The organism is Streptomyces sp. NPDC017095, assembly GCF_044332325.1.
GTDB lineage: Bacteria > Actinomycetota > Actinomycetes > Streptomycetales > Streptomycetaceae > Streptomyces.
Map to the genome: position 1 here is coordinate 94,917 of NZ_JBIROU010000014.1, position 12,216 is coordinate 107,132.

Genomic DNA, 12,216 nt, shown 5'->3' on the forward strand with positions numbered 1-12,216 from the left:
ACGCCGGCCCGGGGGCGGCCGGCGATGCCTGACGGATCGTAGCTCATTGTTACCTATACTCACAATGAACGGCATCCTGATATTGTTCCCGCATGACCACACCCGATCCCGACGGCCTGCTCGCCGAGCAGTTGCTACGGCTCACCCGCCGGGTGCACCGCATCCAGAAACGCCATCTGGAAGAGCGCGACCTGGGTGTCACCCCGGCCCAGTCCAGACTGCTGCGCACCCTCGCGCACTATCCCTCGCCACCGCGCATGGCCGACCTGGCGGAGCGCCTGGAGGTGGTGCCGCGCGCGGTGACGACGCTGGTCGACGGGCTGGAGGCGAGCGGCAAGGTGCGGCGGGCTGCGGACCCGGCGAACCGGCGCGTGACCCGGATCGAGCTGACGGAGGACGGCCGCGCGGCCCTGCGCGAGCTGCGCGGCGCCCGCCGCTCGGCGGCCGAGGAGATACTCGCGCCGCTGACGGAGAAGGAGCGCCAGGTGCTCGGCGTGCTGCTGGACGCGCTGGTGGACGGGGACGCGGCCCAGCGCTGCTGACCGCCGCGCCCCCGCGGCGCGGACCGGGGGCCGGGGCGCCCCCGTGGCGCGGCCGGTCCGGCGGGATCGCGCGCGCCCGCACCGGCCGGCGTCAGCAGCGGTCGCGGTCCTCCGTCAGCACGCCCTGGACCGTGGCCAGCGACCGGTCGTGGCAGCCGCCCGAACCGCCGAGGCGATAGCGCTCGGCCGACGTGCCCACGGCGTGCCGCTGGTCACGCGGGACGTTCAGCGTGTACGCCGCGTCACCCCGGTAGGTGTCGTCCAGCCGTGACCACGCGGCGCGCCGGCCGTCCGCGCGCGTCTGCACCGACGCCCGGTCGCCGAGGGTGAGCACGGTGCGCAGCCGGTCGTCCGGGCCGAGGGTGGTGGCGCCGTTCATGGTGTACGTCCGGTGGGTGCGCGTCGTCCGCGCGGGGCCGTGGCCGGTGACCCCGACCGTCTCGTCGTCGCTCCAGACGGCGTCGAGTCCGTCCCTGGTCTCGCCGTCGGCCCAGCGGTGGACGGAGGTGTGCGCGAGCGTCCGGGTGACGGTGGTGGTGACGCGTCCGTGCGAGGTGTCCAGGTAGCCGGAGACGGTGAGCCGGTGTCCCGCCTCGGTGGCGACCCGGTGCTCCGCGCCGGGCGTGTAGCGCGAGGAGTCGGTCAGAGCGGTCGCCGTGTCCTCGGTGAGCGCTCCGGTGACGCGGGCGCGGTGCGGGTCCCGCCAGACCAGGACGTTCACCGCGGTGCTCCAGCCCGGCTGTCCCGCGGGCACACCGGCGACCGACACCTCGACGCGGTGCGGCCGGCCGTCGTTGAGCACGCCGGCGAAGGGCGTGAGGTCGTAGGCGACGGGCCGCACGTCGAAGGCGCGCGGGGCCGGGAGGACGTACCAGAGAAAGGGGTTGGACCAGCCGCCCGTCCACACGTGCGGGAACGGCGCCGCGATGCCGGCGAGCCGGCCGTCGACGCTCACCCGCACCTCCCGGTACGGGCCGTCGCCTGCCGTGCACGAGTACGGCGCCGGGTCGGGCACGGTCAGGTACCAGAACTCCTCGCAGCCGCCGCCCGAACCGGTGGCGTACACCTCGGCGACGATCCGTTCGCTGTTGCGCGGCGTGGTGAGCGTCGTACCGGTGGGCGCGCCCGCGAGGGTGAGGACGCGGTCGGGCGCGGGGGCCGCGGGGCGTCCGGCATAGAAGGCCAGGGTGACGTGGACGTCGATGACGCCGGTGAAGGTGTCGTCCACCACGTTGCCGATCAGCATCTCGACGTCCCGGGCGGCGCGGAAGGTGTCGCTGTAACGGGTGACGTCCTTCTCGACGTGCCACTCGATGCCGTCGGGCGAGGGCTCCGGTGTGGAGGTGCGCAGGATCTCGACGCCGCCGACGCGCAGCGAGCCGAGCCGGTCGTACTGACGGCCCTTCACCTTGCCGTCGAGGCGCAGGACCACCTTGCTCCAGCGGTCGCCGCAGCCCTCGGGAGGCGTGTACGCGCCGCGGTAGGGCGTGAAGTCGCGGAACCGCGCGTCGGCGAGCGTCACCTGGCATGACGCGGTGTGCGGCCGGCCGACGGGCGGGGCGGCGGTCACCGGGTCGTGCCAGTCGGTGCCGAACTCCGCGGGCACGTCCACCGCTTGTGCGCCCGGCGTGCTCGCGCCGAGGAGAGTGCCCGCCAGAAGGGTCACCCCGGCGAGCATGGACCTGACTAACCGGCTTCTCATGACCCGTGTTCTACGGCGCGGACGGACCGCCCCGCAAGGATGCCTCGGGCGGATCGACGCGATGACCCACCGAAGGGACATTAGTGATATAAGCATTCCTTACTGGCATAGTGCGGGCATGGAGATCCTCACCGCCGGTGGTCGCGCGGGACACGGTTCCGCGGCGGGCACGGCCGCGCGCCCGCTTCCCCGTCGCCGTGACGCCCACGGGTCCCTCCGGTGAAGGCGCCGGTCACGCGCCCGGTGTCCCGGCTCGGACACGGGCGGCGCACGGCACTCGGCCGCACGGCCGCCGCGCTCGCGGCGGCCGGGGCACTCACCGCCGCCGTCTTCCTCACGCGTGACGCCCTGTCCGCGCACCCGAGCCCCCGTCCCGGCCGTGGCACGCCCGCCCCCGGCGCCTCGGCCACCTCGGCCACCTCGGCCGCCCCGGCCCCGGGCGCGCCGGGCATTGGCGATCCGCTCATGCCGCTGGCCGGCAACGGCGGCTACACCGTCCGCCGGTACACACTCGACTTCGACTGGCGGGCTCCCCGCACGCCCTTCGAGGCGGCCGCCGCCATCAGCGCCACGGCCACCCAGGCACTGTCCCGCTTCGACCTGGACTTCGCGGGCAACACCCTGCACCGCGTCACCGTCGACGGCGCGCCGGTGACCGCCGAACGCCACGGTGACGAACTCGTCGTCACTCCCGCGCAGCCGATCCCGCGCGGCGGCGCGTTCACGGTCCGCGTCGCCTACACCGCCGACCCGACGCAGGGGCGGCACCGCGACGACGTGATCCAGGACTACGGCTGGGTGCCCACGCCCGACGGAACCGTGGTCTGCGCGCAGCCCGACGGCGCCCGGATGATCTTCCCGGCGAACGACCACCCCAGCCTCCGGGCACCCGTCACGTTCCACATCACGACTCCTCCCGGGCTGAGCGCGGTGGCCAACGGACGGCTCGTCGGCACCGCCCGGCGCCCCGGTGGCCGCACCCGGTGGACGTACGACTCCGAACAGCCGATCGCGGCCCAGCTCGTCCAGCTGGCCATCGGCAGGTTCACGTTCGTCGACAGCGAGGGTCCGCGCGGGCTGCCCGTCCGGGACGTGGTGCCGGAGGGCCTGGTCGCGGACACCGAGGAGTACCGCTCGCTGACCCCGGACCACCTGGCCTGGCTGGAGCGGCGGCTCGGCCCCTACCCGTTCCCCCGCTACGGCGTGCTGGTCGGCGACACCGACCTGCCGGTGGCGCTGGAGACCCAGTCGCTCTCCGTCCTGCCCCGGGACGACCTGCTGGGCGACCGGGTCGACGCCGAACGCAACCTCGTCCACGAGCTGACGCACCATTGGACCGGGGACAGCGTCGCCCTCCGGCGCTGGTCCGACCTGTGGCTGAGCGAGGGTCACGCCCGTTTCTACGAGCGCCTGTACTCCGCCGAGCACGGCGGCGTGAGCCTGGAGTCCGCGATGCGGGCGGCGTACGAGCAGCACGACCAGTGGCGCCACGACGAGGGAGCGCCCGCCGAACCCACCGCCGCGACGCTGTTCAAGGTGATGCGCTACGACGGCTCGGCGCTGGTGCTGTTCGCGCTGCGCGAGAAGGTCGGCGAGGAGACCTTCGCACGGATCGAACGGGCCTGGGTGAGCGCCTACCGGGGCCGGGCGGCCGGCACCCGGGACTTCGTCGCGCTCGCCTCCCGCATCGCGGGCGAGGACCTGAACACCTTCCTGACGCCGTGGCTGTACGGCGCGCACACGCCACCCATGCCGGGACATCCCGACTGGGAGGTGGACCCGGTCGACGACTGATCGGGGGCGGGGTCGGCGCCGGGCGGGGGCGCCGGGCGCGGACCCTGGACCGGGGCTGGGCGCTGGACCGGAGCTGGGCGGACGCCGGGCGGGGGCGCCAGGCCGGGGCGGGCGCCGGGCCGGGGCGCCGCGGGACATCACACCGAGGCGCGGCCCGGGCATCACGGCGGAACGCGACCCGGCATCACCGCGGAACGCGACCGCACCCGGCACCAGGACGCGGCGGGTGCGTTTGGTTGCCCCGGGCAGCCGAGTCACTGCCGCCGACCGGGTGGCCTCTGGGGGGCCGCTGGTCCACCCCGGTGACGCTCGCCACGACACGGCGCGCAGGGCACGGAAACGTACGAGGGGTGGCGCGACGGGCAACTCCTTTGCCCGGGTTGTGAACGAGCGTGGTTGGGAGAGCCTCTGCAATGAGAAGAACTGTCGCTGCTCGTGTCCCCGGTGCTGTCCGGAGATGCCGCCGTACGGCCTGTGTGATCGCCGGGGCGGCTCTGCTGCCCCCGCTGCTGATCCTCCCGATGTCCGGCACCGACGACCCCTCCGACCGGCGTCTGCAGGACGCCTTCACCCAAGCCGCGCGCGAGTTCCGGGTGCCGCGCAGCGTGCTGATGAGCGTCTCCTACATGCAGTCGCGCTGGGACTCCCACCCGGGCGCGCCCAGCGTCGCGGGCGGTTTCGGCCCGATGCACCTGCTGGACACCGGCCTCGTCACGGCATCGTCACCCCCGGCCGGCCCGCGTCCGGCGGACGGCGTGCACGCCCTGCCCGGCACGGAGGCCGCGGGTCCGGGCGCCAGGGAAACCCCCGGCTCCACGACCGCCCCGGGTCCCACGACCGCCCCCGGCTCCACGACCGTGCCCGGCTCCACAGCCGTCCCCGACTCCACGGCCTCGGGAGGCTCGACGGCCACCGCGGGCCCGGCGGGGACCACCGGCTCCGCGGCCTCCCCGGGCCCCGCGGACTCCTCGCCCGGGCACGCCGTGCAGCCGGCCGACCTGGACCGCGCGGCGCGGCTGATCCAGACCCCGGCCGCACGCCTTCGCGAGGACGCCGTCGCCAACGTACGCGGCGGCGCCGCCCTCCTGGCCGCCACCCAACGCCAGCTCGGCAAGCCCCTCAGCGCCGACCCCGGGGACTGGTGGGAGGCGGTGGCCCGCTTCCCCGGCACCCGTGACGTCACGTCGGCCGCCGCCTACGCCGACGACGTCTTCGCGCTGATCCGCCGGGGCGCGCACCGCACCACCGCCGAAGGACAGGACGTCACGCTCCCCGCCACTCCCCGGGTGCACCCGCGCCACCGCACCCAGACCGCCGCGGGCCCCCCACGGTCGAAGAACGTCGAATGCCCCGCCGAACTGGCCTGCGACTGGCTCGGCGCGCCGTACCAGGAGATCGACGACACCTACGGCAACCACGACCTGGGTGACCGCCCCCGGGACCAGCCGATCGACTACATCGTCATCCACGACACCGAGGCCAACCTGCCGAGCATGTTCCAGACCGTGCAGGACCCGACGGAGTCCTCCTGGCACTACTCGATCCGGTCCAGCGACGGCCACGTCACCCAGCACGTCCGGACGAAGGACGAGGCCTGGCACTCCGGCAGCCAGTTCGTGAACGCCCGCTCGATCGGCATCGAGCACGAGGGATTCCTCACCCAGCCGGGGACCTGGTACACGGAGCGGATGTACCAGGCCTCGGCGCGCCTGGTGCGGTACCTGGCGAAGAAGTACGCCATCCCGCTCGACCGGCAGCACATCTTCGGCCACGACAACGTGCCGGCCCCGACCACCGACAGCATCCCCGACATGCACGACGACCCCGGCCCCTTCTGGGACTGGCGGCACTACTTCGACCTCCTCGGCGCACCACTGCGGGCCACGGCGGGACCGGACAGCGACATGGTGACCATCCTGCCCGAGTACGCCACGCACAAGCCGCGGTTCACCGGGTGCACCGGCAGTGGTTCACCGTGTCGGCCGCACGGCTCCAGCGCCGTGCGCCTGTACACCGAGCCGAACGAGCGCGCCGCGCTGATCCAGGACCCCGGCCGCAAGCCGGACGGCGACGACTCCACCGTGGACGTCAACGATCTCGGGTCGCGCGTCTCCGCCGGCCAGACCTTCGCCGTCGCCGGCCGAAGCGGCGAGTGGACGGCGATCTGGTTCCAGGGCCACAAAGCGTGGTTCCAGAACCCCAAGAAGCACCCGACCGCCGTCGGAGCGGCCGGCCGCATGGTCACCCCGAAGGAGGGCCTGGACGAGGTGCCGGTGTACGGGCGGGCCCTCCCGGAGGAGGACGCCTACCCGGAGGACATGGAGGAACCGGAGCAGTCGCCGCTGCCGTACGGCTTCCGGGCCGGTCAGCGGTATGTGACGCAGTCCGGTGTCGGCAGCTCCTACACCGCCAAGACCTTCACCGACACGCCCAACCCGGTGGTGTGGGGCCGCGAGCGGTACTACGAGATCCAGTTCGGCCACCGGCTCGCCTACGTCCGGGCGAGCGACGTGGACCTGGTGGACTCGTCCGCCGCGGCGGGACCGGGTGGAGAGCAGGGCCGCCCGGCCGGGCGATGACGCGCGGCGGCCGCGCGCGTGCCTCCGGGCGCGGCCGCCTGACCCTCGGTCTCCTGACGCAGGCGGTGCGGCACCGCGCGGTCACCCGGCCGTCAGGGCCGCCCTGTCCCCCATCACCACCACCGGGCCGTCGGCCGGGTCGAGCGTGCGCAGCAGGAACTGCATGGCCTCCTTGGAGACGCTGACGCAGGCCGAGGTGCCGCTGCCGTGGTCCAGGTGCAGCCAGATGCCGCCGCCCTTGTCCTCTCCCCAGGGGCGGGTGGCGTCGCGCGGCGGGGTGCCCCTGCGGCGGTTGTAGTCGATGGCGATGACGTGGTCGAAGTCGTGCTGGTGCGCCTGGTCCCAGCCGGCCGGGGGCGCGTAGGCCGTCGCGTCGTGGTCGTAGGGCAGCCTGGTGCCCGGGGCGGGGAGGACCCCGCCCGCGTCGGTGAGGGTGAACACGCCGACCGGGGAACGCTGGTCGCCCTCGCGGTGACGGGTGGTCCATCCGGCGCGGCCGTTGTGGGCGGGCCACGCGCGCACCTCCCGCCACCGGGTGCCCCGCCGGGTGTACAGCACGAGCCGGGAGCCGGTCGAGTCCCGGCCTTCGCCGTATACGGCCACGACCTGCCGGGAGCCGGCCGGGATCCGCCGGTACAGGCGGTCGCCGATCCCCGGGACGCGGGTCGGGCCGGCCGTGGGTGTGGGTGCCGTCCGGCCGTGGGCACCCTGGACGCCCCGGGGGACGGGACCGTGGGCGGGGGTGCCGCAGGCGGCGAGCGTCGCGAGGAGGACGGCGCAGGCCGCCACCGCGACCGCCGCGCGCCGTGCGTTGTCGATGGGCATCCGCCCAGAGTGCCACCACGCCCCGCCTCGCCCGGGCCACGGAGCTGGGGAAAAGGACGGCGAAGTCCTGGCCGGAACGCGGCGGATCGCGCGGGGCGCGCAGAAAAACTGTTTGAAATCCCCGCTCCGCGACGCGAACCTTTCACGGCTTGCTGCCGTTCGCCGCGGACTCCCGCCCTCCCCTCCCATCCCCTGCCCTTCCCTCCTGTTCTCCCCCATTTCCCCGTTCCCCCTTTCCCCCTTTCCTTCTCTTCCCTGCCCTGACACGAGCCACTGGGACGTCATGCAGATTCAAGACCTTCCGTATCCCGACCCGGGCGTGCCCGACGTGCGTTCGGGCCCTCGATTCCTGTGGTGGCTCTGGCGCAACCAGCTGGGCGGGCAACTGAAGTCGCTCGCCTGGGGACTGCTCCACTTCGTCTCCGTCTCCGCCCTGCCCTTCTGCGTCGGTCTCGCGGTACAGGCGGCCGTCGACCGGTCCGGCACCCGGCTCGCCCTGACGGGTGCTCTGATGCTGGTGTGCGGGACGGGTATCGCCGTCGGCGACACCTTCCTGCACCGGACCGCCGTCACCAACTGGATCACCGCCGCGGCCCGCCTCCAGCAGTTGCTGGCACGCAAGGCCGCCGAGCTGGGCTCCGCCCTGACCCGGCGGGTGGCCGCCGGTGAGGTGGTGGCCGTCTCCACCGCCGACGTGGAGAAGATCGGCTGGTTCGTCGAGGCGGTCTCCCGCTTCACCGCCGCCGCCGTGACGGTGCTGGTCGTCGGCGTCGGCCTGATCGTGTACCAGCCCGCGCTCGGCGTGACCGTCGCCGTGGGCCTGCCCGTCGTGGCGCTCGCCGTGCTGCCGCTGCTGCCCCGGGCGACGCGCCGCGCCGATGTGCAGCGCGAGAAGGCGGGCCGGGCCACCGAACTGGCTTCGGACACGGTCGCCGGGCTGCGCGTACTGCGCGGCATCGGCGGCGAAGAACTGTTCCTCGACCGCTACCGCCGGGCCTCCCAGGAGGTACGGCACGCCGCCGTGCGCAGCGCCCGGATGTGGTCGCTGGTCTCCGCCGTGCAGGTGCTGCTGCCCGGACTGCTGCTGATCGTGGTGGTCTGGCACGGCATCGGACTGGCCCGCCAGGGCCGGATCAGCGTCGGCGAACTCGTCACCGTCTACAGCGCGGTCATGGTCCTCAACTACCCCCTGCGGCACTTCGAGGAGATCGCCATGGCCTACTCCTTCTCACGCCCGTCGGCCACACGCGCCGCGCGCGTGCTGGCGCTGGAGCGGTCCACGGCCACGGCCGGCACCCGCGGCGCCGAGGTGCCGGGCGGTGACCTGTACGACCCCGTGACCGGTCTGCTCGCTCCCGCCGGCCGGTTCACCGCCGTGGTGTGCGGCGACCCGGACGCGGCGGGCGAACTGGCCGAACGGCTGGGCGGCCATCCGGCGGAACCGGACCGGTCGGTGCTGCTCGGCGGGGTGCCGCTGGACGAACTGCCCCTCGACACCGCCCGGACCGCCGTCCTGGTCCAGGACAAGGACCCCGTGCTGCTGTCCGGCACCCTGCGCGACCTGCTCGACGTGCCCTCCTCCGGTGCCGTGCGGGCCGCGGACGCGCTGGCGGCGGCGCGGTGCGAGGACGTGCTGGACGCGCTGGTGCAGGGCTCACTGGACGCGACCGATCCGCTGGAGACCCGGATCACCGAACGCGGACGCTCCCTGTCCGGCGGACAGCGCCAGCGGCTGGCCCTCGCCAGGTCGCTGATCGCCGACCCGGAGGTGCTGGTGCTGGACGAGCCGACCTCCGCCGTCGACTCGCACACCGAGGCCGGGATCGCGGACGGTCTGCGCCGTCTGCGTTCGGGGCGCACGACCGTGGTGTTCACCTCCTCTCCGTTGCTGCTCGACCGGGCCGACCGGGTCGCCCTGGTGCACGCGGGCGAGGTCGTGGCGGTCGGCGTGCACCGCGAACTGCTCGACGGCGAGCCGCGGTACCGGGCCGTGGTGACCCGGGAGACCGACGAGGAAACGGCCGACGACGGCCTGCTGCTGGACGCCCTCCAGGAGCTGGAAGAGATCGAGGAGAGCGCATGATCGGCGTTGCGCCGCCGGCGTACGACCCGGCGGCCCCGACGACCGCCGACACCCTGCCCGTCGGTGCCGCCGCGACCGTACGCGCCTACGTCACCGAGCTGTTCCGCCGGCACCGCCGGGCGTTCCTGCTGCTGATCGCCGTCAACACGGTGGCCGTGGTGGCGTCCATGGCGGGCCCGTACCTGCTCGGCGGCCTGGTCGAGCGGGTGTCGGACGGGGCCCGGGAACTGCACCTGGGTCTGACCGCCGGGCTGTTCGCGCTGGCGCTGGCCGTGCAGGCCGTGTTCGTGTGGCAGGTGCGGCTGCGGGGCGCGATGCTCGGCGAACGGATGCTGGCCGACCTGCGCGAGGACTTCCTCGTCCGGGCCGTGGCGCTGCCGCCGGGCGTGCTGGAGCGGGCGGGCACCGGCGATCTGCTCTCCCGCATCACCACCGACATCGACCGGCTGGCCAACGCCATGCGCGAGGCCGTGCCGCAGCTGGCCATCGGCGTCGTCTGGGCCCTGCTGCTGCTCGGCGGGCTGGTCGTGACGGCCCCGCCGCTGGCCGCCGCCGTGCTGCTCGCCGTGCCGGTCCTGGTGATCGGCTGCCGCTGGTACTTCAAACGGGCGCCGTCCGGCTACCGCTCGGAAGCCGCCGGATACGCCGCCGTCGCCGCCGCGCTCGCCGAGACCGTGGACGCGGGCCACACCGTCGAGGCCCACCGCCTCGGCGCCCGCCGGGTGGCCCTGTCGGAGCTGCGTATCGCGCGCTGGGTCGCGTGGGAGCGCTACACCCTGTGGCTGCGGTCCGTGCTCTTCCCCGTCATCAACACGGTCCATCTCCTCGTGCTCGGCTCGGTGCTGATGGCCGGCGGTGTGTTCGTGCTGCACGGCTGGATCGGCGTGGGCCAGCTGACCACCGGCGCGCTGATCGCGCAGATGCTGGTCGATCCGGTGAACCTGATCCTGCGCTGGTACGACGAGGTGCAGGTCGCCCAGGTGTCGCTGGGCCGCCTGGTCGGAGTGCGGGACATCGAGCCGGAAGCCGGGGACGCGGCGCTGGTCCCCGAGGGCCGGGCCGTGCACGCCGACCGGGTGCGCTTCGGCTACCGGGAGGGCGCCGACGTGCTGCGCGAAGTCTCCCTGGAGGTCGCGCCGGGCACCCGGCTGGCCCTGGTCGGCCCGTCCGGCGCGGGCAAGTCCACGCTGGGCCGGCTGCTCGCCGGGATCTACGCGCCCCGGGACGGCCGGGTCACCCTGGGCGGTGCGGAGCTGTCCCGCATGCCGGCCGAACGCGTCCGCTCGCACGTCGCCCTCGTCAACCAGGAGCACCACGTCTTCGTGGGCTCCCTGCGCGACAACCTGCTGCTGGCCCGCACCGGCGCCACGGACGCCGAGCTGTGGGCGGCCCTGGCCGCGGTCGACGCGGACGGCTGGGCACGGGCCCTGGACGACGGCCTGGACACCGAGGTCGGCTCGGGCGGCCTCACGCTCACCCCGGCGCAGGCGCAGCAGATCGCGCTGGCCCGGCTGGTGCTGGCCGATCCGCACACGCTGGTCCTGGACGAGGCGACCTCGCTGCTCGACCCGCGCGCCGCCCGCCATCTGGAACGCTCCCTGGCGCGGGTGCTCGACGGCCGCACGGTGGTGGCCATCGCCCACCGGCTGCACACCGCCCACGACGCCGACGTGATCGCCGTCGTGGAGAACGGCCGGATCAGCGAGCTGGGCAGCCATGACGAGCTGGTCGCGGCGGGCGGTGCCTACGCGGCGCTGTGGCGGTCCTGGCACGGGTGAGCACCGACCGGACGCACCGGCGCCCGCACCGGCGGGGGCCGGTGTTCCGGGAACGCGGGCGGCTACGGTGACGGCGAAGCGCCCCGTCACGGCCGCTCGATGCATCCCCGTCGCCGCGGCACCGGGCGCCGGGCCCCGGGGCCGTCCGGGTCCTGCGCCCGCCGCGCGCCGTCGCCCGGTGAGCGGTGTCCGGCCCTGCCGCAGCGACGGGCGCTCCCGCCCGTTCCCGTGGCGTTGCGCGGTGCCGAGCGGGGGTGGAAGGCTGGAGAGCGGCAGCGGCTCGGGACGCGCCCGGGAACCAGCCGGTTCGCGGTGTGCGACGCCCGTGCCGCGTGTGCCGGCGGCCCGCCGCCCGCTGGGGTGGCACCCGGCCGTCCTCACCACCTGGAGGTAGTCGTGGACAGCGCCGACGGATGGGGGGACGACGTCTACCAGCCCGACCCCTCGGAGATACCGGAGGACACGGGGGTGCTCGACGTCGAGGACACACTGGACTTCGACGGTCTGGCCGAACCGCTCGACCGCGGCTGGTCCCCTCCCGAGCGGCCGTGGGCGGTCGAGCACATCGGGGTGACGGCGGCCGAACGCCGGACGGGCGAGACCCTTGACCAGCGGCTCGCCGAGGAGCTGCCCGATCTCGCCGCGTCCGACGGCGACGGGATCGGCGACTGCGCCGGCACGGACGGCGAGCTGCTGGACAACGAGGTCGGCCACTTCCGCTCCGGCCGGCTCGTGGCCCCCGACGAGGGAGCACACGAGGACGAGGAGCCCGCCCTGGTCGCCACCGATGTCGGTATCGACGGTGCCGCCGCTTCCGCCGAGGAGGCCGCGGTGCACATCGTCGACGAGGAGGCCCTCCCCGGCTGAGCCGGGCCATCCTGGTGATCCGGACGCCTCCGCACCGACCTCCCCT

At 74.4% G+C, this 12,216-nt stretch carries 8 protein-coding genes; 6 read left to right on the forward strand and 2 right to left on the reverse strand.

All coding sequences use genetic code 11. The features are described 5' to 3' along the window. Window positions 1–92: 92 nt before the first annotated feature. Entirely contained in the window at window positions 93–542 is a 450-nt protein-coding gene (locus ACH4OA_RS26065; protein WP_397971268.1) for a MarR family winged helix-turn-helix transcriptional regulator, read from the forward strand. A gap of 91 nt (window positions 543–633) precedes the next feature. On the opposite strand, the gene ACH4OA_RS26070 is transcribed toward ACH4OA_RS26065, so the two are convergent. Further along, the gene (locus tag ACH4OA_RS26070) at window positions 634–2,244 is read right to left on the reverse strand and encodes a peptide-N4-asparagine amidase (protein WP_397971271.1); all 1,611 of its coding nucleotides are present in this window, start codon (window positions 2,242–2,244) and stop codon (window positions 634–636) included. A 219-nt stretch (window positions 2,245–2,463) separates the two neighbouring features. Between ACH4OA_RS26070 and ACH4OA_RS26075 the strand changes: the two genes are divergently transcribed. Both ACH4OA_RS26075 and ACH4OA_RS26080 read left to right on the forward strand, forming a co-directional pair. Further along, complete coding sequence (locus ACH4OA_RS26075) at window positions 2,464–4,038, forward strand: M1 family metallopeptidase (protein WP_397971274.1); 1,575 nt, start codon at window positions 2,464–2,466, stop codon at window positions 4,036–4,038. A gap of 476 nt (window positions 4,039–4,514) precedes the next feature. Then, the gene (locus ACH4OA_RS26080) at window positions 4,515–6,617 is read left to right on the forward strand and encodes an N-acetylmuramoyl-L-alanine amidase (protein ID WP_397939506.1); all 2,103 of its coding nucleotides are present in this window, start codon (window positions 4,515–4,517) and stop codon (window positions 6,615–6,617) included. An 81-nt stretch (window positions 6,618–6,698) separates the two neighbouring features. On the opposite strand, the gene ACH4OA_RS26085 is transcribed toward ACH4OA_RS26080, so the two are convergent. Next, window positions 6,699–7,442, reverse strand: coding sequence for a L,D-transpeptidase family protein (locus tag ACH4OA_RS26085; RefSeq protein WP_397971276.1), 744 nt, complete (start codon window positions 7,440–7,442; stop codon window positions 6,699–6,701). Window positions 7,443–7,725: 283 nt separating this feature from the next. Between ACH4OA_RS26085 and ACH4OA_RS26090 the strand changes: the two genes are divergently transcribed. From ACH4OA_RS26090 to ACH4OA_RS26100, 3 genes are all read left to right on the forward strand, one after another. Continuing rightward, complete coding sequence (locus tag ACH4OA_RS26090; protein WP_397971278.1) at window positions 7,726–9,525, forward strand: ABC transporter transmembrane domain-containing protein; 1,800 nt, start codon at window positions 7,726–7,728, stop codon at window positions 9,523–9,525. Continuing rightward, window positions 9,522–11,303 (forward strand): ABC transporter ATP-binding protein, encoded by a 1,782-nt coding sequence (locus ACH4OA_RS26095; RefSeq protein WP_397971281.1) that lies wholly within the window; start codon window positions 9,522–9,524, stop codon window positions 11,301–11,303. The genes ACH4OA_RS26090 and ACH4OA_RS26095 overlap by 4 nt, the downstream gene beginning before the upstream one ends. 396 nt (window positions 11,304–11,699) lie before the next feature. Next, complete coding sequence (locus ACH4OA_RS26100) at window positions 11,700–12,170, forward strand: DUF5709 domain-containing protein (protein ID WP_365878432.1); 471 nt, start codon at window positions 11,700–11,702, stop codon at window positions 12,168–12,170. The last annotated feature ends 46 nt before the right edge of the window (window positions 12,171–12,216 follow it).

Excerpts from the sequence above, each read along its gene's own strand:
- ACH4OA_RS26065 (WP_397971268.1), top strand. The coding sequence starts at position 93 with ATGACCACACCCGATCCCGACGGCCTGCTCGCCGAGCAGTTGCTACGG.
- ACH4OA_RS26070 (WP_397971271.1), bottom strand. The coding sequence starts at position 2,244 with ATGAGAAGCCGGTTAGTCAGGTCCATGCTCGCCGGGGTGACCCTTCTG.
- ACH4OA_RS26085 (WP_397971276.1), bottom strand. The coding sequence starts at position 7,442 with ATGCCCATCGACAACGCACGGCGCGCGGCGGTCGCGGTGGCGGCCTGC.
- ACH4OA_RS26090 (WP_397971278.1), top strand. The coding sequence starts at position 7,726 with ATGCAGATTCAAGACCTTCCGTATCCCGACCCGGGCGTGCCCGACGTG.
- ACH4OA_RS26095 (WP_397971281.1), top strand. The coding sequence starts at position 9,522 with ATGATCGGCGTTGCGCCGCCGGCGTACGACCCGGCGGCCCCGACGACC.